The following is a 25857-nucleotide window of genomic DNA, read 5'->3' as shown; positions in this document are numbered from 1 at the left end:
GTGTGGGACTTCTCCGCCTACCTGGGGCTGTTCGTCGCGGCCTTTGGTGCCGCCACCCTGCTGCCGATGCAGTCGGAGGCAGTGCTGACCAGCCTGCTGCTCGCCGCCAAGCAACCAGCGGCCATGCTGCTGTTGGTGGCCACGCTCGGCAATGTGCTCGGCTCGGTGGTCAACTGGCTGCTGGGGCGCTACATCGAGCACTTTCGCCATAAGCGCTGGTTCCCGGTGCCGGAGGACAAGCTGCAACGCGCCCAGCAGGCCTACCATCGCTACGGTCGCTGGTCACTGCTGTTGAGCTGGGCGCCGATCATCGGCGACCCGCTGACCGTCATCGCCGGCACCCTGCGCGAGCCGTTCTGGAGTTTCCTGTTGATCGTGCTGGCGGCCAAGGCAGGGCGTTATCTGGCGCTGGCCGCGTTGACGCTTGGGCTGCTGGGATGACGCGCGACGCCGGACTCGATCTGATCAAGTGGCTGGCCATGCTCAGCATGCTGATCGACCACCTGCGTTATCTGTGGCCGGACGCATATGCCCTGTTCGTCATCGGCCGCCTGGCGTTTCCGCTGTTCTGCTTGGGTATTGCCGCCAACGTGGCCAGAACCCGTCCAGGAGAATTTTTCTGCGAGGGCAATGCGCGCTACCTCGGCTGGCTACTGGCCTTCTCCCTGCTCTCGGAGCTGCCTTACCGTCTGCTCTCGCCGGAGAGCGCGACGCTCAATGTGATGCCGACCCTGTCACTTGGCCTGCTGGTGGCCTGGGGCGTCCACCATGCCGATCGAAACAGCCTGTTCCTGGCTATCGCTGCGCTGGTCGTCGCCCTGTTGCTGCACCGGCAGCTGATGTATGGGGTGATCGGCGTGGCGTTGCCGGCCGCCTTTGTTCTCGGGCTAAAGGGCCTACGCTGGTGGCCATTGCCTGTCGCCCTGGCGGTGTTGGCCAATAGCCGCAACCGCTGGCTGGTGGAGTGGGGAATAGTGCCGGAGACCCTGGCCATGTTCGCCATGGCAGGCGCAGCCGTGTTGCTTGGGTTAGCCCTGTTGCATCACCCCATGTCCTACAAGGTCTGGCCCGTTGGCCGCTGGGGATACTGGTTCTATCCAGGGCATTTAGCCGTGATATACCTCATGAAACTCTAGGCGCTGAGCAGCACGAAACCAGTCCGCTGTTGGCCTTACGCTGCCAGTCCTCAGTACAACAGGCGCTGGCTCCGACCTCATTTGCAGATCGAACCGCTGTCGGAACGAATTTTCGTCAGAGAAGGGTCTATAAATCGTGCCAAAAAATCAGATTCTATAATCGCTCTATAATCACTTTATAATCGTCTATAAAGTGCATTCTAGAGCGATCCGGCAGCCTACAGACCGGCAGAACCATAAGTCGTAATCTGCTTTCGCGCGGACTCGTTGAGTGCAATCAGCTATCGGGTTTGGCCTTCTTCACTGGCGGCAGAAAAAACATTGGCCTCTGCGGAGGGGCAATCAGTGTGTCAGTGGACTTGATACTTGTGCCCTTGCGACGTTTCGTTTTTCCACCCTTGTCGACCGCAAGCACATCACCTGTAGCGATCGCCATATCCAGGGCCTGCTTTACACGTAGCTCGTCCGCCATTGTGTAATTCGTCAGCCCGCTCATTAGGCCGCGGAACGGCTGTCGCTCACGGTCATAAATCTGCCTGGGGAGGAGCTCTGATAGCTCGCCACGGATACGGTCGTCCGTAGCATCGTCAAAGTGGTGCTCATCCAACAGCAGATCAGGCTGCCCAGTTACGGCGATATCGCGATTGGCGTCATAACCGAAAAAACTGGACGGTGACAGCATATGGGAAAAATTATTGCCGTACTTCCAGTGGATCTTCTTCATCACATCATTAGCACGGTAGTTGTTTGCCAGGTGGATAAACCAATAGGCCATCGGGTTGTTGCCGGCTGGGCGGATGAAAAAAACCGTCATGTACTCCGCGCCGCTTTCTTGCTTGATGCCCTCTGACAGAAAGCGCTGGATGATGTATTGCCAGTTTCGAGGCTGATGAGCCTTCAAATCCTTCAACGTGCTCCATGGCACATGGTGATCTAGGCCAATATTGGAAATGGCTTTGCGATTGGCTTGTCGGTCAGCAAGGTACGTCACCAGGAAGTCGACGTTGAACGTGAGCAGAACCTCGGCACTGCTCAGGTTCTGGAAGATCCATTTGATTCTGGGGAAAGGAACGTCGCCGTATCCGTACTGATCCAGCAGGAAGAGCACACGCTCACCTTTACCGAACTGTTTCAGCTTTTGCGCGATGATTGGCAGGGCCTGAGTGAATTCGGCGGTATGTAGGTGTACATCTTGACCCACTCGAGGAGCATGACCTCGAGTGGCCAGCACAGAATGCAGGCAAGCAATGTTCTCAGGCTTCACATCCACGAAGTGGTGCTGTGAGCGTATGGTGCGTGGCTTGATGCGGTCCTGGTTGTTACGCACCTCTGATTCTTGAATGGCTTCCAGTGCGATCACTGGAGAGCCGAAATGGGTTCCGCCAGCACCGTCGTGGTAGATGCCACCACCGCTGAAGCCATCAACGATGGACAGGCCCAGCTCTGGCATCAGTTGGTTCCGCATCAGTACATCGATGTAGGCCTGGATGTACTCATCAATAATCTGATGTTTGATCTTGCTGTGGGGGTCAATGGTGGGGAACGTCTGAGTTAACCAGTCCCAGCGATACTTCTCGTCATCCTTGGCCATCGCTATTCCTTATTTTTGTATCAGGCGAGATTGAGCAGCGGAATTTCATCCCAGGTCTGGCCGTTCAACAGCCGCCCGTTGGCCTTTTTCGAGCGCTTTACACCATCAGCGCCCCAGCCACCCCATTGCTTGAAGAAAAAGGCTGAGTCGAAGGCATCGCACTGCTTATGGATACTGTCGACCCACTCTTGCTTCATCGGGCGAGCTTTGGGGCCAGACTCACCACCAACAATCACCCAGTGGATGTCGGTCAAGTCCAACTCCCCCAAGTCTTCCAGTAATGGCTCAACAGAGAGGAAACGAATCGTAGCGTCAATACGGCGTAGGCAGTCGATCCTGGGCACTCCATATTCGCGATCCTCGACCGACACACCCAGCCACGCATTCGCAGGCGGAGTCCGAGTACTGAAATATGTGGCCAAGCGTTCAGCGCGCTTGGTGAGTATCTGGAATGTGTGCTGAGAGGCCTTTTGAATCACCTCGAAAACCTGATCGATGTAATCGTCTGGTACTTGTTCGTGGAACAGGTCGGACATCGAGTTTACGAAGTAGATGGTCGGCTTCTTGCGCTGCAACGGCTCCTGAAGCTTCTCCGGTCGCAGGGTCAGGCGAAAACCGTTTTCATATCCGGGCGTACCCATCGCCTGTAGACGGTGCGCCATATTTTCGGCGTAGCAATGCTTGCAGCCCGGCGAAACTTTGGTGCATCCCACTACGGGGTTCCAAGTCATTTCAGTCCATTCGATGCTTGTCTGTGTACTCATTGCACAGTCACTCCTGTCCTGCGTCGATGTTAGTGAGAAGCTGGCATATGAGTCAAAGTGCCAGCATTGATTTCAAAGGTGGCGCTTGCCGCTAGGCCACCAAAAGAAATGGCGGGATCGATATAGCGCATGGCTGACTTGATGTCCTTCCAGCCCACGTAGGTCATCAGTGCCTTGAGATCCCAACCATTGGCCGTTGCCCAAGTGGCGAAGCCGCGGCGTAGCGAATGACTGGTATACAGCTCAGCCGAGATGCCTGCGCGCTGCAATATCTGGCGTAACAGGCTGATCAGGCTACCGGGGTGCAGCGCTTTGTCGTTCAGGTGCCCCCAGCGATCCAGGCGGCGGAACACAGCCCCTCGCGCTATGCCGGCGACACTGATCCAGTCGAGATAAGCCTGTACTGGGCAGAGGCGTTTCAGGGCTGGGGTGTAATGGGTCGTGCCGAGGTTCTCCCGATCACCCTTGCTCTGCGGCAAGAACAAAGTCATGCCGGCGCCGGCCTCAACTTGGACATGCTCAACCTGCAGACGGCAGAGCTCGTCGCTGCGGAACCCCCGCCAGAAGCCAATCAGTAATAACGCCAAGTCGCGCCGGCTTCGCAGCAGGCTTGCCAAGTCGCCCGACTCCTGAGCGCGTTCGGCCTCCTGACTCAGCCACTGAACCGCCTTTTCTAAGTGCTGCAACTGCAGTGGGGCTGCCTGCTTAGCCTGCGCCGGATGCAGGGTGCGGATGCCTTTGAGTACCTGGCGCACTGTGGGTGTCTTGGTCGGATCGGGGAAGCCCTGGCTGATGTGCCATTGGGCCAAGGCGGCCAGACGCTGCTTCATCGTACTGAGGCTCAGGGTGTCGGCGTAGTCCACCAGGTAGCGCACGATACTGTCGCCGGTCGCCGGCAGGAAGCCGCCCCAGGTTACCTCGAAGTGTTCGACGGCCGACTGGTAGCTGCGGCGGGTGTTTTCCCGCGTGCCGGCTTGAAGGTAGCGCTCGACGTTCTTCATCGCCTGGGTTTTGCCCTATGTGTACTGGGAAACGACCGGGAAACAGCCATTTTCACCCATCTTATTGAATAAGCCTCCATTATTTTATCTGATTTATTTGCTTCTAACTGGCTTTACATCAATCAAATTTAATATGTAATTACATGGTATGTAATCCACTACGAAATCGTAGGAGCAGACCATGGCCCGTGGCGGCATCAACAAGGCGCTGGTTCAGAAGGCACGGCAGGCCATCCTGGCGCGGGGCGAGAACCCCAGCATCGACGCGGTACGGGTCGAACTGGGCAATACCGGCTCGAAAACCACCATTCATCGCTACCTGAAAGAACTCGAAGACGCAGACCACGGCCGGAATGCGACTGCAATGCCGCTCAGCGAACAGCTGGCCAACCTAGTGGCCCAGTTGGCGGATCAGCTCAAGGAGGAAGCAAAGGCCGACGTAGCTCAGGAGCGCGAGCAACTGGCACTCGAACGGCTCGATTACCAGAACCAGGCCCGGCTGGCCGAAAGCCGTGTCCAGCAGTTGGAAGGTCAGTGCGCTGGGTTCACGGAGCAGCTCCAAGCCGCCCAGCAAGCACTGCAGCAGGAGCAGCAGCACCGCCAGCAGTCCGATATAGAGAATGCCCGCCTGCAGCAAGCCAACCACGACCACGAAGCGCGCCTGCGGGACCGCGAAGAGCAGATTCGCTCGTTGGAAGATATGCATCAACATGCTCGCGATGCCCTGGAGCACTATCGCCAGGCCAACAAGGAACAGCGAGAGCAGGAGCAGCGCCGGCACGAGTCGCAGGTGCAGCAACTGCAACTGGAGCTACGGCAATTGCAGCAGACCCTGATCGTCAAACAGGACGAGCTGACCCAGCTGAACCGCGACAATGCGCGCCTGCTTGCCGAGGCGCGGCAGTTGCAAAAAGAGCAGCATGCGCAGCAACAGCTACTGGCGCAGAAGGTTCAGGCCTTGGAGGCCGCCCAGAGCACGTTAATCGGCGCTGAGCGCGCGAATGAAGCCCTGGAACAGCGCTGCAGCACATTGCAGGAGGAAGTTTCACGACTGAGCGAGACCTCCGCGACCCAGGCGCAGCAAGTGCAGAACCTGCAAGAGCGCTTGGCCGAAGCTGCCACGCACCTGAAGCTACTCGGGCATACGCCGCTCACTGGCAGCGGTAATGAAACCGGTACATGACCCAGTGTTTCCAGTTCGAAGGCCGCCCTCGGCAGGGATCAAACTGGCAGTCCATATTCAATCGCACGAATAGCCTGCCGCACGGCGCGCGTACCAAATCCGGTTACCAGTAGCTCGACCGGCCTCTCATTGGACAGCGCCACATTCGGCGCAGTTAGCCAGCGGAGCGTACCTCCTAGTTCACCCTCGTGCAGTTCCAATAGCGCATCGAGGATCTCGATAAGACGACAGAACACCTCGCCTGCCTGCATAGACATCACGGCACTGTCGGGGGACGCAGGGACCCAGTCCGCGATCTGCTCCGGCGATCGTTCCAGCTCGCGCGCCAAATCGGAGATCAACGAAAGCGGCAGGCCCGCCAGCACAGCGATGTGCAGATAGTAGTGGCCTTTCGGCAAACCCAGTTTTTCGTGGAGCCTGCCCATAACCGCCTCCTGAACCATTGGCCTCTTGATACTGCCATTTTGGCCACGACTGCTCACATGATGGTCGCCAGGCATTCGCACCGTAGCTTCAAGACAGACCAAATGAACACCCTAGCTGAAGTCGGCTCGGCAGGGCCAGGCCGCATTAGCAATGGCGCTTTCACCGGTGCTACCCTTGATTTCTGCCCAAGAGCTTCCTCTCCCGGGTACAGATACCGGTGATGAAACTTGGTTTGAGGCGGCCTCATTGAGGCCGCCTTTGGCGCTTCTGGGAGAGGCTTCAGTGCTAAGCAGCCCGCAGCTTTGTTGTACGCGTCGAAGCGTAAAGCCTCGACCAAAGCTGTTCGCAGGCCCTCTAACTCGGCATTTTCTCCAATTTTCTGGACTCGCGCAGGCAACGGATTGCGGGAATTATCTGCAATTATCTCGGCATAGATAATTGATCAATATTTAGCCGCCACAGGCAAGTTGCGCATCGTTTTTGACGTTCTTCCGCGAGTGCAACCAAGCGGCTGATCCATCCTTTTTCTCTGGATGGCTGAAGCGGCCTTTACTTGAGCAGCGCCTCTCAAAGTTATTCCTTTAGATACAGCAAGTTACAGAACGAATGTCCTAATTTTTGGCTTATCTCGGCATGACCCCAACAGGGCTTCGTCTGACCCGCACGCGGGGCCGCTGTCCTGGCGGCCCTGCCTTCGCTCCGCCCTTCCCTACAGCCTTTTGCCGCAACGCCGCTGGCCTCGCCAATGGCGCCTGGCCGACAATCCCCCGCAGCCCTGAGCCCATGCTTTCCTGGAACTGGAATCCGCGATGCAGAACGCTCATATCGGCCTGGTCATCATCGGTCTCATCATCGCTTTTGGCCTGGTGCTGTTCTATTTCGACCACCTGCGCGAGCCCCGCAAGCCGCCACCCGCGGAGGATGAAGCCACCTGAAACGCCAACGGCCCGGTTTATCCGGGCCGTTGCGTTGTTGGGGTGCACAAACCGTAGGTTGGCGCCGAGCGCAGCGAGGCCCAACGGTGCGGTGCTCGACATCGCTACGTTGGGCTTCGTACCTCAGCCCAACCTACGTGCTGCATGCGCGTGGCACCGATCAACTGAGCAGCACCACCCCGCCCGGCAGCTCGGTGACCGTGGCGCCGTAGGCGTCGCGGATCAGGGCAGCGACTTCAGCCAACTGGTCGAGGCGGAAGCGGGCCTGCACCTTGCGCCGGCCGAGTTCCTGGTTGACCAGCAGGATCATCCCCGGGCGGTAGCGGTTGATCTCGTCGATCACCGTGGCCAGGGGCGCGTCGTCGAACACCAGCAGTTGTTGGCGCCAGGCCATGACCACTGCCGGGTCGAAGGCGATTGGTTCGCTGCGACCGCCTGCGTCATAGGTCAGCTGGCGGCCGGGCGGCAGCAGCAGGCTGCGCCCGCGCACCTCCACCGCCAGGCTGCCTTCCAGGCAGGTGACGCAGATGGCCTCGCCCACGGCGCGGACGTTGAAGCGTGCACCGGCGGCATCCAGGGTGCCGGCCCCGGCCACCACGCGGATCGGCGCCTTGGCCAGCACTTCCACCTCGCCTTCGAGCAGTTCGATGCCCGCCACGCCGCCGCCCAGGGGGCGCCGGTTGATGCGGGTAAGGGTGTTGAGTTCGAGGGTCAGGCCCTCGGCGAAGTCCACACGACGCTGCTCGCCCACTGCGGTGCTGTAGTCGGCGCCCATGCCGGGAAGCGCGTCCGGCAACCAGGGGCGCGCCATTACCACGGCCAGGGACGCGGCGATGGCACCACCGAGGAAGGCACGCCGGCCGAAGCGCCGGGGCGGCAGGCTGGCCACCGGCGGCGCAGGCTGCTGCAACGCCAGCGCGGCGGGCGCCAGGGCCTGCCACAACTCCCGGGCACGGGTGAAGGCTGCGCTGTGGCGCTCGCTTTGCGAGCACCACAAGCGGAAGGCCTCGGCGTCACGGGTGGTGGCGCGGCCGGAAGTGAGGCGGAGCAACCAGGCTCGGGCTTCTTCCTCCAGCCGGGTCTGCCCGGCGGTGCCGGAATCGGGTGCTGTCATGGCGTCGTCGTTCAACCGCAGCTGTTCTCGGGAGTGATCGCGGGGCGCTCGTTCAGCCCCTCGACCCTATGACTGTTTTCCGGCGCCGGGACCGAACCGTTGCACCACTTTTCTTTCCAGGCGCGCTGCGCAATAGCCCAGCGCGGCCTTGAGCTCCTTCTCCACCATGCGCGTGGAGATGCCGAAACGCCGGGAAATCTCCAGGTGCGGCACCTCTTCCATGCGCGCCGCGATAAGGATCTGCCGGCGCCGTGGCGTCAGCTCCGCCAGCGCTGTGACCAGCGCCCGGATCTCGATCTGCCCGCCGACGATCACCGCCGGGTCGAGGTGCTCCTCGGCCAGGTGCAGCAGGTCCTCGACCTCCTCGCCGGTGAGCAGGCGCGCGTCCTGGGCACGGCGGTCGGCGGCGACGTTGAGGGCCATGCGATAGAGGTAGGCGCCAGGCTTCTGCACGCCTTCCGGCTCGTCCATGCGATCCAGGCGAAGGTAGGTTTCGTGGAGCACATCGTTGGCCAGGTCATCCGACCCCAGGCGCCGTCTCAGGCGCGTCCTGAACTCCTCGTAGGAAGCCAGAAACAGCCTGAGCATGGTGCCACGCTCCTTGTTATTCATGCCCCCGCAGCTCCTTCCCACTTGTTGCATTCCATGCTGGCGGCCGCCTCCGGAACCACCAGCACGGTGACCGGCTGGGGCAGGGATGACGGTGGCGCCCTGTCGATCATCAGGCCACGCAGGCTTTCCACCAGTGCCGCATCGCGCCGCAGGTTGCCGGTGGGCCCCAGCAGGCGGCTGTGCTCCACCAGGCCGACGGGGCCTATCCAGAGCTGCAACGCGGCGCGGTAGCCACCGGGCCGGGTCAGTGGTGAACGGCACAAGGCCTTCTCCAACGCGCCCTGCAGGGCCGCCGCGAAGCTGCCCTGTTCCCAGCGCGTCGCCGCGCCGTGGTTGCGCCCCGAGGGCGCCGTCGAAACCTTGGCCGGCAACACGGTGAAGGCCCGGCCTTCGCTGTGCTGGGCCATGAGCCCGGTACCGGTCAGCAGCCTGGCCAAGGCCTGGCGTGCGCCGAGCCGGCCGTTGACCGACGCCGAGCGCCGCCCGCGCGTCAGTTCGCGGTCCACCAGGATGGCCATCCCGGTCAGCTCGCTGAAGCGCTCCAGGGCCTGGGACAGGTCCTGCGCCGGCAGGTCGAACTCCAGCGGGCCTTCTTCGGCCCGGCCCTCACCCGCGGAAACCATGCAGGGCAAAGCCGCCAGGCAGCAGGCTGCGACGAGGAGGACGATCAGCACCGCTGGCGCGAGGCAGCCCCTCGCCACGGCTTCCATTGACATAGGCGGCTTCCGACCCGTACTGCGTGTCGATGCGTTGCTGGCTTGACCCAGGAAGGCAATCCTGAGGTCTGTTCATGTCGATTGTGTGACGGCCCCTGCAAAAAAGACTTCGCAGCGATGACGGCGCTTTTACCGTAGATTTCCCGGCAATGATCCAGCATCTGGAGGCAATCATGCCCGCACGCATCGCCCTCGCCGGCCTCGTTCTCGCCCTTGCGCCGCTGTTGGCCAGCGCCGATGAAGGCACCCCGCAAGGCAGTTGCATCAGCGCCGAAGTGAACGGCTACAAGGCCCTGTCCTATGACTGCCTGAGCCAGCGCCTGGCCAACCCGGAGGGCGCCGAGGCGGCCCGCCGCAACCAGGCCGCCCTGCAGGTGCCCATCGAGCGCCGCCCGGCCAACCAGCTGGGCCTCGCCACGCCGGCCGCTACCGGCGTGCGCATGGGCGCCAACTTCGGCCACTCGGTGCAGCCGCAACGCCCGACGCCCTGACCCCACGCCAGGCAACCGCTCTAGTCCGCCCTTTCAGCGCAGCCCGCGCCACTCCTGCTTATTCGTTTATCGAATTTAAAAAGACAAATTAATTCTTTTTTGTCCGCTCCAGCCCCCTGCCAGAATCGCCTCGCCAGCGGGCAACCCCCTCCGGCGAACGGCGGCGCTTCCCACCCGGAAGCGACCGCCCCCGACAGATGAGCGGAGCCCGGCCATGTGCGCCAGGGCCCGCCAAAGGAGCTGGATATTCATGAAGAAGCTGACTGCCCTCACCGCACTCGCACTCGCCCTTTCCACCCTTTCCGGCCTGGCCCAGGCCGACCGCCTCGATGACATCCGCAAGGCCGGCGTCCTGCGCGTCGCGGCCTTCGACAGCAACCCGCCCTTCGGCTTCGTCGATGGCGAGACCAAGCAACTGGCCGGCCTGGACGTGGACTACGCCCGCGCCATCGCCGACAAGCTCGGGGTCAAGCTGCAGCTGCAACCCACCAACCCGGCCAACCGCGTGCCGCTGCTGGTGGCCAACAAGGTCGACCTGGTGCTGGCCAACTTCACCATCACCCCGGAGCGCGCCGAACAGGTCAACTTCAGCATTCCCTACTTCTCCTCGGGGCAGCAGTTCATCGTCAGGAAAGGCACCCTGAAGAACACCGACGACCTGAACAAATGGCGCGTGGGCGTCGACAAGGGCACGGTCAACGAAGGCGTGCTGCGGGAGAAATTCCCCGGCGCCAAGGTGGTGGCCTATGACGACACCCCCTTCGCCTTCACCGCCCTGCGCAACGGGCAGGTCCAGGCCATTACCCAGGACGGCCCCAAGCTGATCGGCCTGCTGGCCAACGTGCCGGACAAGGACAAGTACGAAGTCCCGCCCTTCACCATCTCCAGCGACCTGATCGGCGTCGGCATCCCCAAGGGTGAAACCGCGCTGACCGAGTACGTCAACCAGACCCTGCAGGAGCTGGAAGACCAGGGCCGCGCCCAGACCATCTACGACACCTGGTTTGGCCCGGACACCAAGACCCCGCTGGCGCGCCTGTACAAGATCGGCACGGTGCACTGATCGCGCCATGAACCGGTGGGCCCGCGCCTGGAGCCCATCGACCACACCGCACGCCTTCCCTCCCCGATCCCCGCCTATGCGGGGATCACCCATTGAAAGACCTCGACAATGTTCGGCGACCTCCTCGCTCCCCGTTACCTGCATTGGCTGCTGGACGGCTTCCTGCTGACCCTCGGCACCTCGCTGCTGGTCTGCGTCATCGGCACCCTGCTCGGCGCCCTGGTCGCCGTCGGCCGCCAGTTGCCCGGCCGCCTGTCCTGGCCGGCACGCAGCTACCTTTCGGTGCTGCGCAACACACCGCTGCTGGTGCAGCTGTTCTTCTGGTACTTCGGCGTGCCCGCGCTGCTGCCGGAGGAACTGGTGTTCTGGCTCAACCTGCCCCATGAGCTGGCATTGGGCTCGGTCACGCTGGCCTGGCCCTCCTTCGAGTTCCTCGCCGCCGCGCTGGGCCTGTCGCTCTACACCAGCGCCTTCATCGCCGAAGAGCTGCGCGCCGGCATCGCCTCGGTGCGCCCGCAACAGCGTGAAGCGGGTATGGCGCTGGGCCTGCGACCGGGCCAGGTGTGGCGCTACATCATCCTGCCCCAGGCTTTGCACACGGCCTTGCCGCCGCTGTTCGGCCAGTACATGAACGCCCTGAAGAACAGCTCCCTGGCCATGGCCATCGGCCTTGCCGAGCTGTCCTACGCCTCGCGCCAGGTGGAGACGGAAACCTTCAAGACCTTCCAGGCCTTCGGCATCGCCACCCTGCTCTACCTGGGCGCGGCGATCGCCATCGAAGTGGCCGGCACGCTGATCCACCAGCATCGCCGCCACGTGCGCGGGGAGGCCTGAGATGGATTTCTCGGTAATCCTCGACAACCTCGATTACTTCCTGCTCGGCGCCTGGCCCGATGGCCCCCTGGGCGGTGCGGCGCTGACCCTGCTGCTGTCGCTGCTCTCGGGCATTGCCTCGGCGGCGCTGGGCCTGGTCCTGGGCATCGCCCTGGCGGTGCTCGAAGGCCGGCCGCGCCTGGTGCTGCTGGCGGTGCTGGGCTTCTTCCGCGCCATTCCGGTGCTGATGCTGATCTTCTGGAGCTACTTCCTGCTGCCGGTGCTGTTCCAGGTGGATGTACCGGCGCTGGCGACCGTGGTCTGCGCGCTGTCGCTGATCGGCGGCGCCTACCTGGCGCACTCGGTGTGCGCCGGCATCCAGAGCCTGCCGCACGGCCAGTGGGACGCCGGCCGCGCCCTGGGCCTGCGCCCCTGGCAGGTGCTGCGGCTGATCATCCTGCCCCAGGCGCTGCCGATCATGCTGCCGTCCTTCCTCAACCAGTGGGTGTCGCTGATCAAGGACAGCTCCCTGGGCTACGTCATCGGCGTCGGCGAGCTGTCCTTCGTCGCCACCCAGGTGAGCAACCGGGTGATGGTGCACCCGACCGAGGTGTTCCTCTTTGTGGCGTTGTTGTATTTCGTGATGTGCGCAGGGCTCGATCTGCTTGCGCGGGTGGCGAGCCGTAACCCAAGACGCCGTGCCACCTTGTAGGTCGGGTGAAACCCGACGCTCCGGCACGATCCCACGCGGGTTTCACCCGCCCTACGGTGATACGAGGTAGGACATTGCATCGTTGGGCCTCGCTGCGCTCGGCGCCAACCTACATGCCCGTATCCTGGCGACGTTGGCGGCGATTGATGGGTTTCGCGTAGCTCGCGGAACGCCGCCCGACCCATCCTACGGTCCAGGTGATGTGCTCTTCGTAGGATGGGTAGAGCACAGCGAAACCCATGCTGGCCGGCGCCAAGCAAACGCGAAGTCCCGATACGACCCCACGCGGGTTTCACCCGCCCTACACAACGTGGAACCGGGAGCTGCTAGGCGAAATGCCGGTTGGCGATGCGTTGCAGGCCGAGGTTTTCGCGCAGGGTGCGGCCTTCGTATTCGTGGCGGAACAGGCCCAGGCGCTGCAGCTCGGGGATCACCAGGTCGACGAAGTCCTCCAGCCCGCCGGGCAGGTGGGTGAACAGCAGGTTGAAGCCGTCGGCCGCACGTTCTTCGTACCAGCAGGCCATTTCCTCGACTATCTGGCTCGGCGTGCCCACCAGCAGGCGATGGCCGCCGGCGCCCAGCGTGCGCAGCAGCTGTGCGGCGATGGGTTTCTCGCGGCGGATCAGGTCGACCACCAGTTGCTGGCGGCTCTTGTGGCGCTCGGTGAGCGGCAACGGGTCAGGCAACACCACCGGCGCATCCGGAGGCAGGCGTTCCAGGTCGATGCCGATGTCCAGCAGAAAGGACAGCGCCTTGAGCGCCGCCTCCGGGTCCACCAGGGCCTGCAGTTCCTCGTGCTTTTCCTCGGCCTCGCTGGCCGTGCGCCCCACCACCGGGGCCAGGCCGGGGAACACCTTGAGCTCATCCTCCCCGCGCCCGGCCAGGGCCAGGCGGCGGTGGATGTCGGCATGGAAGGCCTTGCCCTCCTCCAGGGTCTGTTGCGCGGTGAACACCAGCTCGGCGGTGCGTGCCGCCAGGGCGCGGCCGGCCTCGGAGGAGCCGGCCTGGGCGATCACCGGCCAGCCCTGCAGGGGCCGTGGCGCGTTGAGCGGGCCGCGCACGCGGAAGTGCTCACCCTCGTGTTCGAGCACGCGCATGCGCGCCGGCTCCAGCCAGGTGCCGGAAGCCTTGTCGAGGGGGAAGGCGTCGTCCGCCCAACTGTCCCAGAGCCCGGTGACCACCTCGAAGAACTCCCCGGCGCGCTGGTAACGGTCGGCATGCTGCAGGTGCTCGGCGCGGTTGAAGTTCTCCCCGCCGATCAGCGCCGTCACCAGGTTCCAGCCGGCGCGCCCGCCGGACAGGTGATCCAGCGAGGCGAACTTGCGGGCGATGGTGTAGGGCTCGTTGTAGCTGGTGTTGGCGGTGGCGATCAGGCCGATGTGCTGCGTCGTCACCGCCAGCGCCGGCAGCAGGGTCAAGGGGTCCCAGCGCAGGCTGTAGGCGCTGCTGCGCAACACGCGCGGGTCCAGCTCGCCCACTGCCACGTTGTCGTTGAGGAACAGCGCATCGAAGCGCCCGCGCTCCAGGGTCTGGGCGTAGTGCCGGTAGCGCTCGAAGTTGATCGAGGCGTCGGCATCCGCCCGGGGGTGCCGCCAGCTGCCGGCGTGGGCGCCGGAGCCGGAGAGAAAGGCACCCAGGCGCAGGCGGCCGTCACGCCTTGCCATGGCTGGGCTCCTGCTCGGCAGCCGCCTCGACGGGCGCAGCGGCCTTGGCCCGCAGCAGCACGGCAACGCTGGCCCACACCAGCAGCACGCTGGCAGCGAGGAACAGCATCACCGCCTGGTAGCCCTGGAGGAAGGCGCCGTGTACCCAGCCCTGCAGCACCTCGGGGGCCTGCACCAGGTGCTCGCCCAGCAGTGCAGCGCCCTGCTCCGGCGCGGCGGCGGCACGGGCCAGCCAGTCGGTATCCGCCGGCACGCCCGTGGCGCCCGCCAGTTCGTGGGCGGCGAAGCCGCGGTAGATGCCCACGCCCACCGCCAGGCCAAGGCCGCCGCCGACGTTATGCAGGGTCATCAGCGAGCCCATGGCCACCGAGCCCACCTGCTGCGGCACCGAGGAGATGCCCAGCACCGTGGACGGCCCGAGGATGCAGGCCCAGCCCAGGCCCATCACCGCGAAGGCGCCGAGCAGGTGCGGCAGTGAGGTGCCTTCGCTGAAACCCGCCTGCAGCAATGCCGAGAGGGCGAAGAACAACAGCCCGGCCTGGATCAGCAGCGCCGGGCCCTTGCGGTCCACCAGCCGCCCCACCACTGGCGAGAGCAGCGCCACGCCCAGGGTGGTGGGCAGCAGCAACAGCCCGCTGGCCTGCACGCTCTCGCCACGGATCAGCGATAGGTACAGCGGCATTACGAAGAAGGCCACGCAGTAGAACAGCGCCAGGCCGAAGCTGGCGCTGACGGCCGCGACGAAACGGCGATTGGCGAACAGGCGCAGGTCGACGATGGGCGCACGCACCCGCAGCTCCACCGCGACGAAGGCGATGAAGGCCAGCACCGCCAGGCCGATCAACCCCAGGGTGGTGGCCGAGGCCCAGCCCCAGGCACCGCCCTGGACGATCACCAGCACCAGGCTCGGCAGCCCCACCAGCAGCAGTCCGGCGCCGGCCCAGTCGAGCCGGGCGCCATCCTGCTCGGCGCGGGACTCGTCCGCCGCCAGGGCGATGATCGCCAGGCTGAGCAGCACGAAGGGCACGTTGACCAGGAAGATCCACTGCCAGCCGAAGGCGCTGGTGATCACCCCACCCAGCACTGGCCCCACGGCGAGGCCGACGCCGTTGACGCCGAACAGCACGCCGAAGGCCTTGCCCTGTTCCTCACTGGCGAAGGTGGCCGAGACGATGGCGCCGGAGGCCGTGTAGAGCACCGCGCAGGCCAGCCCCTGGGCCACCCGCGCCGCCACCAGGGCGTCGATATCGGAGGCCAGCCCAGCGCCAAGGGACGCAAGGCCGAATACCGCGAGGCCGATGTTCAGCACCCGTCGGCGGCCATGCAGGTCGGCCAGGCGGCCCACCAGCACCATGGCGCTGGACAGCGCCAGGATGAAACCGTTGATCACCCATTGCAGCCCGCCCACCGAGGCGTTCAGGTCGGTCTGCAGGGCCGGCAGCGCGGTGTTCACGATGGTGAAATCCACGCAGCCGAGAAAACTGGCGATGCTCACACCGAGCAAGGCCCACCATTTGCGTTGCTGTTGCGCAAAAACGCTCATGGAAACTCCTATCCGTCATTCAGGTTGGAGGCCATCGTCCGTGTGGCGTGGGGCCGTTTTGGGTGCTGGGAATTTGTAGGGGCGAATTCATTCGCCCAGGCAGCCCGAAGGGCTGCGCTTTATTCGCGGATGAATCCGCTCCCACAGAAGAGCGCCGGGCTCACCTTGTGGGAGAATTCATTCGCGATGGCGGTGTAAGCCGCCCTCAGATCGCAATCGCACTCCCGGCCCAAGCCGGGTGCACGGCGCCCGGCAAGGTGAAGGGGATCGGAATGCCGCGCTTCTTGAATTTCAGCGGCAGCCAGTGCACGAGGTCCGGCGCGTGGGGTTCGATCAGCAGGCGCCGGGCGGTGGCCATGGCGTTGGTCATCTGCTGGGGGTAGATGACGTAGTCGTAGCCCTCCTCCGCCCATAGCGGGAGGATGATCGGCACCTCCTCGAGGATGTACTCGCGGCACTGGGCGGCGGCGCGCTCGGTGTCGGCGTCCGGGTCGCGCAATCGCAGGCGCTCGATGAACACGCCGATGGTGGCTTCGATGGCGCCGCGCAGGTCCTCGCTCTCGCGGTACAGCTGGTTCACCTGCTGGCGCAGTTCGGCGTAGCGGTCGGAGGCCAGCTCCTGGTTCCAGCGGCTGATGGTCACCGGCGCTTCCAGGCCGGCCAGGTACTTGCGGTTGCGCGCCAGCCAGGCATCGCCGTCGCGGATCGAGGCGGAAAGCGCCTCCCCCGGGGATTTGCCGTGCTTGTTGTGGCGCTGCAGGGTGTCGGCCACCACCACCTTCACCCGGCTGAAGCCGGACTTGTTGATCAGGTGCACGGTGGAGCTGAGCTTCTGCTCCTCGTGGTATTCCTGCCCCACGCTCACCGCCAGTACGCAGCGCTTGCCGGTGAAGTCCAGCTCCTCGCCGCCCTTGTTGAAATAGGCTTTCAGGTTGATCGCTTCCACGTCACTCATGCTGCTTAGCTCCAATAGGCCAGGGGCTGGTCGTCGCCGAAATAGCCGATGAATACACCGAGGGTGACCCGGGTGGCGGTGGCCGAGGGGCGCACCGCGTGGATCAGCCGGGGGTTGAGGAAGATCAGGTCGCCGGGCTCGGGCTTGATCACCAGGTCCGGCGGCGGCAGCAGGTGGCGCTCGATGCCATAGGCGCGCTCGCCACGCAGGCGGTCGTACTCGATCTCGTCGGGGTGGATGCCCCAGATCTCCAGCTCGCCGCCGTCTTCGGGTATCTGCAGGTAGATGTTGGTGGAGAGCTGGGTGAGCAGCTTCGGCTCGTGGTCCTGGGGCGCGTTGCGCTCCAGGTTGTCGGTGTGGGGCGTGAGGTCGACGCCATTGCCCTGGAAGCGGGCGATGCCGACGAAGCACTTCTCGCCGTTCACATCCAGCAGCCGCGCGCCCTTGGGCCAGGCCTCGTCGAGCAGCAGGCGCAGCTCGTCGATGGGCGACGCCAGGGGGCTGAACACGCTGCGGATCTTGCGGATGTTGGTGATGGCCTGGGCGTGGTATTCGACCCGGCTGGCCTCGTCGCCGATCTCGATATAGGCCTTGCCCAGGCGCACGAATTCGGTCTGCTCGCTGAAGGCGCCGCGCAGCTCGTGGCGGCTCAGGCGGTCGAGCGCCAGGGCCACGGTATCGGCCGAAGCGAAGCCTTTGATGAGAATGCCGTAAGTGCGGGCGTGGATAACATCGTGTATATGCGCTGCGGTCAATTCTTCGACCGTGGTAATGGTCAGCATGAAGACTCCTTGCGTATCCCTGAAAGTTGTCATTCGGATTAACAGCAGGCGTCCCTGCCTGTTATGTGTGCGTGATCGAACGATCACCTGGCTTGCATATTCAACAAGCCCCAAGGGCTTGTGAAATATCAATTTTCTCTAGCATCCAAACTTTGTTTCCAATTAATACTGGGTTGTTTCAAATCAAACCGAACAACTATTAACGCCACGCATGAAAATTATGAAAGTTACAGTTCAAAGTTTCGGGAAACAGCAACTTGAAATGCGATTTCGGCCAACTTATCGGGAACTGTTGAACTGTTGATCTACCTGGGTTTCGGCTTCGAATCCCGGGCCGATCACGCCCTCGTCCTGGTACAGCCGAGCGGTGTCGGCCAGGTCCCTGACCAGGGCCTCGTCCACGTCCACCCGCCGGGGCTGCGAGTAGCGGTTGGAGCGCAAATGCACCTCCAGTGGCAGGCCGCTCTGCTGCGCCTGGAGCGTCGAGAATTCCTCGACATGGGCATTGGCCCAGTCCCAGGCGCGGCCCACACGCTGGAGGAAGTCCCGCAGTTGCTCGGGCTTGTCGCGGATAGCCGCCGGGTTGGCCACCAGCAACATGTTGCCGGCGAACAGCCCCTCACCACTGACCAGCACCCGCGTGCCGCCCTCTATCTGCACCATGCTGGTGTAGGGGTCCCAAGTGGCCCAGGCATCCGCCTCGCCATTGGCCAGCAGGCTGCGCGACTCACCCGGCTGCAGGAACACGAACTGCGCATCGCGCCCGCTGCGGCCCACCGAACGCAGGGCGGCCAGCGCCAGGTAGTGGCCGATGGAGCCCCGCGTGGTGGTGATGCGCCTGCCCACCAGGGACGCCGCGTCGGTGAGGGGCGAGCCCTCGGGCACCACGATGGCCACGGCCGTGGGCGTGACCTTCAGGCGCACCACGCCCACCGTCTTCAGCCCGGCACCGGCCGAGGCGGCGAAGACGAAGGGCGCGACGCCCAGGGTGCCGATGTCCACCGCGCCGGCGCTCAGGGCCTCGGCCGTGGGCGCCGCCGCACCGAAGGAGGCGAACTCGATGGGGTACGGCACTTCGTCCAGCTCGCCAGCGGCCTGCAGCAGCACCTTCAGCGAGTTCTTCTGGCTCGACACCCGCAGCGCCTCGGCACCCAGCGCGGGGGCAGAACCCAGCGCCAGGCACAGCAGGCCCATCAGCACACGGCCCTTGCCCATCATCAGAACGCCAGGCTCACGCGGCCGTAGTAGTAGCCGCCACCCAGGCCGTAGGGCGAGAACATGCCGTACTCGTAGGTGCCGGCCCAGGGCACGATGCCGATGCTGTCCGGGTATTCGTCGAACAGGTTGTTGGCGCCCAGGGCCACGGTGAGGTTCTGGGTGACGTCGTAGGCGACGTCGATATCGGTGATCCACTTGGCGCTGTAGGTGCGGTCGTTGGCCGGGATGTTCGAGCCTTCGGTGTATTCGCCGTAGCGGGTCAGCGTCAGGTTCAGGGTCCAGTCGTCCACCTTGTAATTGGTGTTGAGGATCCACTTGTCCTTGGGCGTGGCCTTGGTCAGGTCGGTCTGCTGCTGGCGGTCGAACAGCACGTAGCCGGCGCCCAGGCTGGAGAGCTCGGACGGCGTCTCGGCGAGGTCGCGGATGGTGGTCTTGTTGTGGTTGTAGGCCAGGCTCCAGCGTACGGTGCCGTATTCGTCCAGCGGCTGGCGGTACTCGGCCACCAGGTCGACGCCCTTGGTGCGGGTGTCGGCAGCGTTGGCGAAGTACTGGCCGGAGAGGTTCGGCGACAGGCCGTTGGCGACCAGGATCGCCGACACCGCGGAGCCGGTGAGCACGCCGGTCTGCAGGATGCGGTCGTCGATGTCGATCAGGTAGAAGTCGGCGGTCAGGCGCAGGCGGTCGGTGGGTTCGGCGGTGAAGCCCAGGCTGTAGTTGCGCGAGGTTTCCGGCTCCAGGGTCTCGGCACCGAGGGCGATGGCTTCCGGCGAGCCGGGGCGCATCTGCTTGGTGCGCGCGGTGGTGGTGGAGCCGCCGCTGCCGAAGATGGTCACCGAGCTGGTGGAGGAGAACACGTTCTGCGCCAGGGACGGCGCGCGGAAGCCGTTGCTCACCGCCGCCCGCACCGCATAGCCGGGGGCGAACTCGTAGCGGGTGGTGAACTTGCCGCTGGTGGTCTCGCCGATGTCCTGGTTGTACTTCTCGTGGCGCAGGGCGAAGGCGGTGTACCACTCCGGCGTGATGTTGAGGCCGAAGTCCACATAGGCGGCGCCGCTGTGGCGGATCATGTCGCCGGCGTCCTCCGGGGTGGTGCCGTTGACCGAGAACAGGCCCGGGTCCGGACGTGTACCGGCGGTGGGGCCGCTGGGGATCACGTAGCTGCCGTAGTTGTAGGAGTTGGGTTCACCCTCGGTGAGCTCGTACTTCTCCCAGCGGTATTCGATGCCGAAGGAGGTTTCCAGCGGGCTGCTCCAGCCGATGTCCAGGGCGCGGCTGAAGTCCAGGTTGGTGGTCCACTGGTCGAAGATCTCGTCGGTCAGGTGGAAGCGGTGCTGGCTCCGCAGCGGGTCGTTGGAGAGGTTGATGTTGTTGTCGGTGTAGAGCTTGGCCTTGTCGCGGCCGTAGGTGGTGGAGAGGTCCCAGTCCCAGTCGGCGGCCAGGCCCTTGATGCCGCCGAGGAACTGGTAGTCGGTCTCCTCCACTTCGCGGGTGGCCTGGCCGCCCTTGGGGTACGGCGCGTTGGGCAGCCAGTTGGTGGCGGTGATGTCGGTGGGCGCGCGGTGGCCGAGCACCTTCTTGCCGTCGCGGTAGCTCAGGGTGGAGAAGGAATAGAGCTTGAGGTCGTCGCCCAGGGGCAGCTCCAGGTTATAGGCGCTGCTGTAGGTGCGGTCGCGGCCCAGGCCGTATTCCTCGCCCCAGCCGTGGCGCTGGGTGATGCGCGGGTCCGGCTGGCCGTTGGCGAGGGTGCCGAAGTTGCCGCGCACGGTGCCGGCGCGGTCGTAGGGTTCCTGCACCTTGGCGTCGAAGGAGAGGTTGAAGAAGCCGCCCTCCCCCAGGCCGAAGCCGAAGTTGGCCGCCTCGTGGCCGGTGGTGCCGTCGCCGCTGTAGTACTGGCCGAGGGAACTGTCCGAGGTGATGCCTTCCGCGTCCTTCTTGAGGATGATGTTGATCACCCCGGCGATGGCGTCGGAGCCGTACTGGGCGGCGGCGCCGTCACGCAGCACCTCGATGCGCTCGATGGCGGCGGTGGGGATCAGGTCCAGGTCCACCGGCACGGCGGCGGTGCCGACCCGGGCGTTGTTGTTGATCATCGCGGTGTTATGGCGGCGCTTGCCGTTCACCAGGATCAGCACCTGGTCACCGCCCAGGCCGCGCATGCTGATGCCGCGCACCAGGAAGGCGGTGCCACCGCCGTGGACAGGGTCGGGTCGCTGGCGGCGACAGCCTCGCCACCCAGGGCGAGAAGCAGCGCGGCGCTGATCGGGGAAAGCGAGAAGGTCTTGCTGAAGGCGTTACGCATCACGGGACTTCCTGTAGGCGACCGTAACCCGGCCGCATCTGGCTCGTTCAATGGGGAGGGAGTGGGTCAGCGGGCCTTGGCGGCCACCGCCTCGACCTCGATCAGCGCGCCGGGCAACACCAGCCCGGCCACCTGCACCGTGGTGCGGGTCGGCTTCAGCGGCTGCTTCTCGCTGCCGAAGAACTGCCGGAAACCGCGCTGCAGGCCCTCGAAGTCCATGCGCCCATCGAGCTTCGGGTCGCCCACCAGGTACACCCGCAGTTGCACCACATCGCCCAGGCCGAGGCCGCGCGGCGCCAGGGCGGCCTCCACCTTGCGCAGCACGGCGATGGTCTGCGCCTCGGTGTCACCGGCAGCGCGCAGGTCGTCCTTGGCGGCCTTGGGGTCGGCCGGGTCCGGGAGGATGCCGGAGACGAAGGTCAGCGCCGTGCCGGCCGGCAGAGTTGCAGATTGCAGGATCGGCGAGTTGGGATAGGTCGAAGGCACCCGCTCGATCTCCGCGGCGTGGCCAGCGGCGGCGAAAAGGACCCCCAACCCCAGAAGGGCGTGTTTGAAAGGCATCGCGAAAGCTCCAAGGTTTTCAACGCCAGCCTCGGAGGTCCGCTACCTGGCAACTAGGTTCTGGTTATGGATGCGGCGCGGCGTGGTTCAGGCCGTTTGCCGTTGTTGCGACGTGCCTTGCGCACGCTCGAAGATATTCCGCACTACGCGCCGGGCAGCACCGGCGGCGGCTTCCTGCCAGATGCCCACGCCGCTGTGGGCGAGGCCGTCGCTGGTCAGGTGCACGCGGCCCTGGGCCTGGTTGAGCAGGCCGTAGTCCGGCTCCGCCACCTCGTGGCTGATCCAGGGGCCGAGGCTGTGGGGAATGCGGTTCCAGGCGATGGCCAGCGGCTTGCGCAGGTCCTGCCCATGGCCGGGGTGCAGCAGCTCCACGGCCTGGCGCGACAGGGCGATCTGCTCGTCGATGCCCTTGTCGCCGAATTTGCGCGCCACCTCGCCGTTGTTGTACGCGGCGATGAGGATGCCCTCGGCCTGGTTGAAGCCGCCGCTGGGGTACCAGAGCCCGGAGGACTCCTGGTTGAGGAAGGACAGCCCGCCGTAGATCTGGTAGTCGGTCTCCCAGAAGCGCCGCGACTGCCAGGCCACCTTGTTGGCATAGCCGAACTGCACCGCCGAGATCGCCTGGCGCACCGGCGCGGTGAAATTGGCGTCGATCTTCGCCAAAAGCGGCAATGGCAGCGCGATCACCGCGTAGTCGCTGGTCACCCGCTGCTCGCGGCCGCCGCGGCGGTCCAGGTAGGCGATCTCCACGCGGTCCTCGTGGTTACGGATCGAACGCACCTCGGCGCCCAGGCGCAGGGAGGACTGCAGGTGACGCTGGAAGGCCGCCGGGATGCGGTCCATGCCACCCACCGGCTGGAACATGGTGGGCGAGAACTCCGGGTATTCGTCGATCATCAGCGCGGTGCCCAGGGCCGGGTTGAGCAACGTGCGCAGCGGCAGCGGCTCGTTCTTCTGCGCCAACTGGTCGCCGGCGCCGGGCCAGACCTTGTAGCCGGAACGGGCCGAGCCGAGGTACTCGAGCTTCTCCGACAGATCACCCCAGGTCTTGAGGAAGCCCAGCAGGTTGTGCCGGTCGTCCGCGCTCAGCTCCTGGTCCAGGGCCTGGCGATTGACCGCCTTGGCCAGCAGTTCGGCCAGGTGGCCGCGACTGTCGTTCACCGCCTGGCGGATCTGCATCGGCGGAGCGGAGAGGTCCGGGCGCACCAGGGCGTTGCGGCTGGTGTTGACCAGTACCTCCAGCTCCACACCCAGTTCGCGGCAGTAGCCGAGCATCAGCTGGTGGTGGCTGGGCAGGCGCGCCGGGCCGGCGTTGAAGTAGAAGCCCTCGTCGAACTCGGCGACCTGGGTGGTGCCGTCGGTGTACTCGACGCGATCGCCACGGCGCAGCGTCCAGTTGCGCCCGCCGACCCGCTCGCGCGCCTCCAGCAGGTTCACCGTGAAGCCCGCCTTGCGCAGCTCGTAGGCCGCCACCAGCCCGCCGATGCCGGCGCCGACCACGGTGACGCTGGCGCCCTGCCCCAGGCCGCTGGCCGGCTGCAGCGCCGCATAATTCTCCTGGCTCGCGCCCAGGGCCGGGCTCATCACCCCGAGCATGCCCATGGCCGCCGTGGCGGCCCGGTAGCCCCCCACGGCACCGATACGGGCGATGAGCTGTCGTCTGGTCAAAGGCATTGCAGGCACTCTCCTTGATTCCCTTCCACCGGGCACGGATCGCCCGATGGCGCCCTTCCCTGGCTGCTGCCGGATATCGCATCCGGTTATCAATCAATGCTGTCGAGCTACGAAATGGCTCTATGTGGAGCCATCCTATGGGGCGGAATTTGATAAGAGAAATACATTTTGAGCATATGCAAATATTAAAATGTTTCATGTTTTAAGATTCGCATACTGCGCAAAACGCATAATCATCTTGAAACATCATGCCCGCACGCCACAGGGCACGGGCAGCGCGGGGTTGGCTAGGTGGGAGCTGCGGAATGGGATGGCGGCCGTAGGATGGCGTTGAGCGCAGCGATACCCATCAACACCGGCACACGCCTGCAAATTGCAGCATGGGTTTCGCCACGCTCTACCCATCCTACGGGGTCATTCCTGGCACTTCGGAATCCAAATATTTCCCTTACATGAAAGATGAAAAAATCTTTCATGTAAGTAATTGCGCGCCGACGAAAATCGCAGTAATTTGCTCGCCACACCCTTGAGGAGGAATGCAGATGCCTCGCAAGACCACGACGGACAAAGCAGGCAAGAAGACCACCGGAAGCACCGGCAAGTCTTCGGCCGACTACGTCCGGGATATGCGCAACCGGCTCCGCGAAGCGGGACTGGTGAAACGTGAGTTCTGGATCCTTCCCGAGAACGTGAACGCCCTGAAGGGCATCGAGAGAGCTTTACGGCAGCCCTTCCTGGGTGGCCGAGTCAAACTGGAGGACTACATGACCGAGAACAGCAACTGGACCCTCAGCTCGCTGCACAACGCCCTCGCCGAACTGGCCCTGGTGGCGTCTGGCGAGATCCTGCTGAGCGTCATCGACGGCGAGCAGGCCGGGCTCAGGCTGACCATGAGCGAGTACGGCGACCTGCCGATCTACCTGGCAGTCGAGGGTGACCACATCATGGTCGACGCCACCCTGGTGCCGCTTGACCTGGTGAAGGATGCAAACGAATTCAACGCGCTGGTGCTGCGTACCCGCGACCTGTTCCCGCTGTCCTCGGTCGGCGTCGAGGTTATCGACGGCCAGGAGGTGTACTCCATGTTCGGCGCCCTCAGCGCCGCCTCGTCGCTTACCGTCATCGTCCAGGAAATCTACACCCTGGCGGAAAACGTGATCCGCGCCGTCGAAGCCTTCGAAGACCACTTCAAGGCTTGACCGAATCCATTCAAGGAGAAGTTTTCATGAGTATCTGGAAGAAGATCATCACCGCCGTTCGTGGCGGCGCCTCCGAAGTCGGCGAAGCCATCGTCGACGCCAACGCCATCCGCATCCTCGAGCAGGAAATGCGTGACGCCGACCGCGCGGTGCTGCAGGCCAAGAACGGCCTGGTGGACATCAAGGCCAAGCAGAAACTGTCGCAGCAACGCCTGGAAAGCCTCAACGGCGACGTCGCCAACTGGGAAGCCAAGGCCACCTCGGCCCTGAACAAGGGCGAAGAAGGCCTGGCCCTGGAATGCGCCAACCGCATCGCCGAGATCGAGGCCCAGCGTGACCAGGAGCGCAACCAGTCCGAGCAGTTCGGCAAGCAGGCCGACCTCCTCCACGCCCAGGTCAACAAGGCCGAAGGCCAGCTCAAGAGCCTGAAGCAGCAGATCGAAATGGCCAAGGCCCGCGAAGTGGTGCAAAAAGCCCGCGTCGCCACCGCCGAAGCCACCGGTGGCGCCAACGGCAAGGTCGAGTCCGCCCTGGACAGCCTCAACCGCCTGCGCCAGCGCCAGGACGAGCAGGATGCCCGTCTGGCCGCCGCCGAAGAGCTGCAGACCGCTGCCAACGGCGGTGACCTGGAGCGTCGTCTGCAGGAAGCCGGCATCGGCGCCCAGAGCGGCAGCGGCGCCGATGTACTGGCCCGCTTGAAAGCCAAGCAAACCCCGGACGGATCGCAGTAGAATCCGCGCCCGGCAGGCGACCCCGGTCGCCTGCCCACCACCTCTACCCGCAAATGGAGTTCGGGAAACGCAGATGGAAACCGGCAAGCGACTCAGGGTCATCCTGGCACTGGCGGCGATCATGGCCGTGGTCCAGGTGATCAATACCCTCACCGCCAACAGCCTGGTCCACCATGGCATCCTCCCGCGCACCCTTAGCGGGCTCCAGGGGCTGATCTTCGCGCCCTTCCTGCACGGCTCCTTCGGCCACCTGCTGAGCAACCTGCCGCCCTTCGTCATCCTCAGCTGGCTGGTGTCCACCGAGGGGCTCAGCCGTTATATCCGCGTTGCGCTGCTGATCAGCATCCTCGGCGGCGGCATGGTATGGCTGTTCGCCCGCAACAGCCTGCACATCGGCGCCAGCGGCCTGATCTTCGGGCTCTGGACCTACCTGCTGGCCCGCGCCTGGTACCAGCGCAGCATCGCCAGCCTACTGGTTGCCCTGGTGGCCCTCGCCGGCTACAGCGGCCTGGTCTTCGGCTTCATCCCCACCCCGGGGATATCGGTGGAATCGCATATCGCCGGAGCCGTCGCCGGCTGCATCGTCGCCTGGCTGATGCACTCGAAGTCGCTCCTCGAAACCGCCCACTGACCCCGCCCCCTGAACCACTCGAAAAGGATCAATGGAGTTGATT

Annotated in this window: 27 protein-coding genes; 11 read left to right on the top strand and 16 right to left on the bottom strand. The window is 64.4% G+C overall.

Annotation, left to right across the window (positions count from 1 at the left end):
* The gene (locus ACXI0U_RS09215) at positions 1–441 is read left to right on the top strand and encodes a YqaA family protein (protein ID WP_150609660.1); all 441 of its coding nucleotides are present in this window, start codon (positions 1–3) and stop codon (positions 439–441) included.
* The gene (locus ACXI0U_RS09210; RefSeq protein ID WP_150609662.1) at positions 438–1136 is read left to right on the top strand and encodes a TraX family protein; all 699 of its coding nucleotides are present in this window, start codon (positions 438–440) and stop codon (positions 1134–1136) included. The genes ACXI0U_RS09215 and ACXI0U_RS09210 overlap by 4 nt, the downstream gene beginning before the upstream one ends.
* Positions 1137–1413: 277 nt before the next feature.
* On the opposite strand, the gene ACXI0U_RS09205 is transcribed toward ACXI0U_RS09210, so the two are convergent.
* The 3 genes from ACXI0U_RS09205 to ACXI0U_RS09195 are packed head-to-tail and all read right to left on the bottom strand — an operon-like array spanning position 1414 to position 4492.
* Positions 1414–2727, bottom strand: coding sequence for a three-Cys-motif partner protein TcmP (locus tag ACXI0U_RS09205; RefSeq protein ID WP_150609664.1), 1314 nt, complete (start codon positions 2725–2727; stop codon positions 1414–1416).
* Positions 2728–2747: 20 nt separating this feature from the next.
* Complete coding sequence (locus tag ACXI0U_RS09200; protein WP_150609666.1) at positions 2748–3491, bottom strand: phage Gp37/Gp68 family protein; 744 nt, start codon at positions 3489–3491, stop codon at positions 2748–2750.
* Between the two features lie 29 nt (positions 3492–3520).
* On the bottom strand, positions 3521–4492 hold the full coding sequence (locus tag ACXI0U_RS09195; protein ID WP_150609668.1) for a site-specific integrase: 972 nt from the start codon (positions 4490–4492) through the stop codon (positions 3521–3523).
* A gap of 181 nt (positions 4493–4673) precedes the next feature.
* Between ACXI0U_RS09195 and ACXI0U_RS09190 the strand changes: the two genes are divergently transcribed.
* Positions 4674–5675, top strand: coding sequence for a DNA-binding protein (locus tag ACXI0U_RS09190; RefSeq protein ID WP_479550100.1), 1002 nt, complete (start codon positions 4674–4676; stop codon positions 5673–5675).
* A 38-nt stretch (positions 5676–5713) separates the two neighbouring features.
* On the opposite strand, the gene ACXI0U_RS09185 is transcribed toward ACXI0U_RS09190, so the two are convergent.
* A complete protein-coding gene (locus tag ACXI0U_RS09185; protein ID WP_479550099.1) occupies positions 5714–6100 on the bottom strand; it encodes an antitoxin Xre/MbcA/ParS toxin-binding domain-containing protein in 387 nt (128 codons plus the stop codon).
* 810 nt (positions 6101–6910) lie between these two features.
* Here ACXI0U_RS09185 and ACXI0U_RS09180 point away from each other — a divergent pair.
* A complete protein-coding gene (locus ACXI0U_RS09180) occupies positions 6911–7036 on the top strand; it encodes a hypothetical protein (protein WP_021221908.1) in 126 nt (41 codons plus the stop codon).
* A gap of 160 nt (positions 7037–7196) precedes the next feature.
* Here the strand turns inward: ACXI0U_RS09180 and ACXI0U_RS09175 are convergent, their stop codons facing one another.
* From ACXI0U_RS09175 to ACXI0U_RS09165, 3 genes are all read right to left on the bottom strand, one after another.
* A complete protein-coding gene (locus tag ACXI0U_RS09175) occupies positions 7197–8150 on the bottom strand; it encodes a FecR family protein (protein ID WP_051241916.1) in 954 nt (317 codons plus the stop codon).
* Between the two features lie 66 nt (positions 8151–8216).
* Positions 8217–8762 carry an RNA polymerase sigma factor gene (locus tag ACXI0U_RS09170; RefSeq protein ID WP_021221906.1) on the bottom strand — a complete coding sequence of 182 codons (546 nt, stop codon included), beginning with the start codon at positions 8760–8762 and terminating at the stop codon, positions 8217–8219.
* Complete coding sequence (locus tag ACXI0U_RS09165) at positions 8759–9478, bottom strand: STN domain-containing protein (protein WP_316925034.1); 720 nt, start codon at positions 9476–9478, stop codon at positions 8759–8761. Before ACXI0U_RS09165 ends, ACXI0U_RS09170 begins: the two co-directional genes overlap by 4 nt.
* A gap of 173 nt (positions 9479–9651) precedes the next feature.
* On the opposite strand from ACXI0U_RS09165, the gene ACXI0U_RS09160 reads away from it, so the two are divergent.
* From ACXI0U_RS09160 to ACXI0U_RS09145, 4 genes are all read left to right on the top strand, one after another.
* Positions 9652–9969 carry a hypothetical protein gene (locus tag ACXI0U_RS09160; RefSeq protein WP_479550098.1) on the top strand — a complete coding sequence of 106 codons (318 nt, stop codon included), beginning with the start codon at positions 9652–9654 and terminating at the stop codon, positions 9967–9969.
* Between the two features lie 250 nt (positions 9970–10219).
* Positions 10220–11032, top strand: coding sequence for an ABC transporter substrate-binding protein (locus ACXI0U_RS09155; RefSeq protein WP_479550097.1), 813 nt, complete (start codon positions 10220–10222; stop codon positions 11030–11032).
* A gap of 108 nt (positions 11033–11140) precedes the next feature.
* Positions 11141–11866, top strand: coding sequence for an amino acid ABC transporter permease (locus tag ACXI0U_RS09150; RefSeq protein WP_350446161.1), 726 nt, complete (start codon positions 11141–11143; stop codon positions 11864–11866).
* 1 nt (position 11867) lies between these two features.
* Entirely contained in the window at positions 11868–12557 is a 690-nt protein-coding gene (locus ACXI0U_RS09145) for an amino acid ABC transporter permease (protein ID WP_479550096.1), read from the top strand.
* 326 nt (positions 12558–12883) lie between these two features.
* On the opposite strand, the gene ACXI0U_RS09140 is transcribed toward ACXI0U_RS09145, so the two are convergent.
* The 9 genes from ACXI0U_RS09140 to ACXI0U_RS09100 form a co-directional block, all read right to left on the bottom strand.
* Positions 12884–14221, bottom strand: coding sequence for an LLM class flavin-dependent oxidoreductase (locus ACXI0U_RS09140; RefSeq protein ID WP_479550095.1), 1338 nt, complete (start codon positions 14219–14221; stop codon positions 12884–12886).
* A complete protein-coding gene (locus ACXI0U_RS09135; protein WP_479550094.1) occupies positions 14208–15764 on the bottom strand; it encodes a DHA2 family efflux MFS transporter permease subunit in 1557 nt (518 codons plus the stop codon). The genes ACXI0U_RS09140 and ACXI0U_RS09135 overlap by 14 nt, the downstream gene beginning before the upstream one ends.
* Positions 15765–15969: 205 nt before the next feature.
* Positions 15970–16719 (bottom strand): tRNA-dependent cyclodipeptide synthase, encoded by a 750-nt coding sequence (locus tag ACXI0U_RS09130; RefSeq protein ID WP_479550093.1) that lies wholly within the window; start codon positions 16717–16719, stop codon positions 15970–15972.
* 5 nt (positions 16720–16724) lie between these two features.
* Positions 16725–17501, bottom strand: coding sequence for a 2OG-Fe(II)-dependent halogenase WelO5 family protein (locus tag ACXI0U_RS09125; RefSeq protein WP_479550092.1), 777 nt, complete (start codon positions 17499–17501; stop codon positions 16725–16727).
* A 279-nt stretch (positions 17502–17780) separates the two neighbouring features.
* Positions 17781–18716, bottom strand: a complete 936-nt coding sequence (locus tag ACXI0U_RS09120; protein ID WP_479550091.1) for an aliphatic sulfonate ABC transporter substrate-binding protein — start codon at positions 18714–18716, stop codon at positions 17781–17783.
* Positions 18717–18718: 2 nt separating this feature from the next.
* A complete protein-coding gene (locus ACXI0U_RS09115) occupies positions 18719–20875 on the bottom strand; it encodes a TonB-dependent receptor (RefSeq protein ID WP_479550090.1) in 2157 nt (718 codons plus the stop codon).
* On the bottom strand, positions 20845–21018 hold the full coding sequence (locus ACXI0U_RS09110; protein ID WP_479550089.1) for a hypothetical protein: 174 nt from the start codon (positions 21016–21018) through the stop codon (positions 20845–20847). The genes ACXI0U_RS09115 and ACXI0U_RS09110 overlap by 31 nt, the downstream gene beginning before the upstream one ends.
* Positions 21019–21084: 66 nt before the next feature.
* Positions 21085–21579 (bottom strand): RidA family protein, encoded by a 495-nt coding sequence (locus ACXI0U_RS09105; protein ID WP_021221894.1) that lies wholly within the window; start codon positions 21577–21579, stop codon positions 21085–21087.
* An 87-nt stretch (positions 21580–21666) separates the two neighbouring features.
* Positions 21667–23253: a flavin monoamine oxidase family protein gene (locus ACXI0U_RS09100; protein ID WP_479550088.1), complete on the bottom strand. Its 1587-nt coding sequence runs from the start codon at positions 23251–23253 to the stop codon at positions 21667–21669.
* Positions 23254–23795: 542 nt separating this feature from the next.
* On the opposite strand from ACXI0U_RS09100, the gene ACXI0U_RS09095 reads away from it, so the two are divergent.
* The 3 genes from ACXI0U_RS09095 to ACXI0U_RS09085 all read left to right on the top strand — a co-directional run bounded on the left by ACXI0U_RS09095 (position 23796) and on the right by ACXI0U_RS09085 (position 25814).
* Positions 23796–24452: a YjfI family protein gene (locus tag ACXI0U_RS09095; RefSeq protein ID WP_031288674.1), complete on the top strand. Its 657-nt coding sequence runs from the start codon at positions 23796–23798 to the stop codon at positions 24450–24452.
* A gap of 26 nt (positions 24453–24478) precedes the next feature.
* Positions 24479–25183 (top strand): PspA/IM30 family protein, encoded by a 705-nt coding sequence (locus ACXI0U_RS09090; protein WP_021221891.1) that lies wholly within the window; start codon positions 24479–24481, stop codon positions 25181–25183.
* 73 nt (positions 25184–25256) lie between these two features.
* A complete protein-coding gene (locus ACXI0U_RS09085; protein WP_374980955.1) occupies positions 25257–25814 on the top strand; it encodes a rhomboid family intramembrane serine protease in 558 nt (185 codons plus the stop codon).
* Positions 25815–25857 lie beyond the last annotated feature (43 nt).

Source organism: Pseudomonas sp. C9D1 (assembly GCF_056491235.1).
This window is presented reverse-complemented; position numbering and strand designations above follow the sequence as displayed.

Excerpts from the sequence above, each read along its gene's own strand:
- ACXI0U_RS09210 (WP_150609662.1), top strand. The coding sequence starts at position 438 with ATGACGCGCGACGCCGGACTCGATCTGATCAAGTGGCTGGCCATGCTC.
- ACXI0U_RS09205 (WP_150609664.1), bottom strand. The coding sequence starts at position 2,727 with ATGGCCAAGGATGACGAGAAGTATCGCTGGGACTGGTTAACTCAGACG.
- ACXI0U_RS09200 (WP_150609666.1), bottom strand. The coding sequence starts at position 3,491 with ATGAGTACACAGACAAGCATCGAATGGACTGAAATGACTTGGAACCCC.
- ACXI0U_RS09195 (WP_150609668.1), bottom strand. The coding sequence starts at position 4,492 with ATGAAGAACGTCGAGCGCTACCTTCAAGCCGGCACGCGGGAAAACACC.
- ACXI0U_RS09190 (WP_479550100.1), top strand. The coding sequence starts at position 4,674 with ATGGCCCGTGGCGGCATCAACAAGGCGCTGGTTCAGAAGGCACGGCAG.
- ACXI0U_RS09185 (WP_479550099.1), bottom strand. The coding sequence starts at position 6,100 with ATGGGCAGGCTCCACGAAAAACTGGGTTTGCCGAAAGGCCACTACTAT.
- ACXI0U_RS09180 (WP_021221908.1), top strand. The coding sequence starts at position 6,911 with ATGCAGAACGCTCATATCGGCCTGGTCATCATCGGTCTCATCATCGCT.
- ACXI0U_RS09175 (WP_051241916.1), bottom strand. The coding sequence starts at position 8,150 with ATGACAGCACCCGATTCCGGCACCGCCGGGCAGACCCGGCTGGAGGAA.
- ACXI0U_RS09170 (WP_021221906.1), bottom strand. The coding sequence starts at position 8,762 with ATGAATAACAAGGAGCGTGGCACCATGCTCAGGCTGTTTCTGGCTTCC.
- ACXI0U_RS09165 (WP_316925034.1), bottom strand. The coding sequence starts at position 9,478 with ATGTCAATGGAAGCCGTGGCGAGGGGCTGCCTCGCGCCAGCGGTGCTG.
- ACXI0U_RS09160 (WP_479550098.1), top strand. The coding sequence starts at position 9,652 with ATGCCCGCACGCATCGCCCTCGCCGGCCTCGTTCTCGCCCTTGCGCCG.
- ACXI0U_RS09155 (WP_479550097.1), top strand. The coding sequence starts at position 10,220 with ATGAAGAAGCTGACTGCCCTCACCGCACTCGCACTCGCCCTTTCCACC.
- ACXI0U_RS09150 (WP_350446161.1), top strand. The coding sequence starts at position 11,141 with ATGTTCGGCGACCTCCTCGCTCCCCGTTACCTGCATTGGCTGCTGGAC.
- ACXI0U_RS09145 (WP_479550096.1), top strand. The coding sequence starts at position 11,868 with ATGGATTTCTCGGTAATCCTCGACAACCTCGATTACTTCCTGCTCGGC.
- ACXI0U_RS09140 (WP_479550095.1), bottom strand. The coding sequence starts at position 14,221 with ATGGCAAGGCGTGACGGCCGCCTGCGCCTGGGTGCCTTTCTCTCCGGC.
- ACXI0U_RS09135 (WP_479550094.1), bottom strand. The coding sequence starts at position 15,764 with ATGAGCGTTTTTGCGCAACAGCAACGCAAATGGTGGGCCTTGCTCGGT.
- ACXI0U_RS09130 (WP_479550093.1), bottom strand. The coding sequence starts at position 16,719 with ATGAGTGACGTGGAAGCGATCAACCTGAAAGCCTATTTCAACAAGGGC.
- ACXI0U_RS09125 (WP_479550092.1), bottom strand. The coding sequence starts at position 17,501 with ATGCTGACCATTACCACGGTCGAAGAATTGACCGCAGCGCATATACAC.
- ACXI0U_RS09120 (WP_479550091.1), bottom strand. The coding sequence starts at position 18,716 with ATGGGCAAGGGCCGTGTGCTGATGGGCCTGCTGTGCCTGGCGCTGGGT.
- ACXI0U_RS09115 (WP_479550090.1), bottom strand. The coding sequence starts at position 20,875 with ATGCGCGGCCTGGGCGGTGACCAGGTGCTGATCCTGGTGAACGGCAAG.
- ACXI0U_RS09110 (WP_479550089.1), bottom strand. The coding sequence starts at position 21,018 with ATGCGTAACGCCTTCAGCAAGACCTTCTCGCTTTCCCCGATCAGCGCC.
- ACXI0U_RS09105 (WP_021221894.1), bottom strand. The coding sequence starts at position 21,579 with ATGCCTTTCAAACACGCCCTTCTGGGGTTGGGGGTCCTTTTCGCCGCC.
- ACXI0U_RS09100 (WP_479550088.1), bottom strand. The coding sequence starts at position 23,253 with ATGCCTTTGACCAGACGACAGCTCATCGCCCGTATCGGTGCCGTGGGG.
- ACXI0U_RS09095 (WP_031288674.1), top strand. The coding sequence starts at position 23,796 with ATGCCTCGCAAGACCACGACGGACAAAGCAGGCAAGAAGACCACCGGA.
- ACXI0U_RS09090 (WP_021221891.1), top strand. The coding sequence starts at position 24,479 with ATGAGTATCTGGAAGAAGATCATCACCGCCGTTCGTGGCGGCGCCTCC.
- ACXI0U_RS09085 (WP_374980955.1), top strand. The coding sequence starts at position 25,257 with ATGGAAACCGGCAAGCGACTCAGGGTCATCCTGGCACTGGCGGCGATC.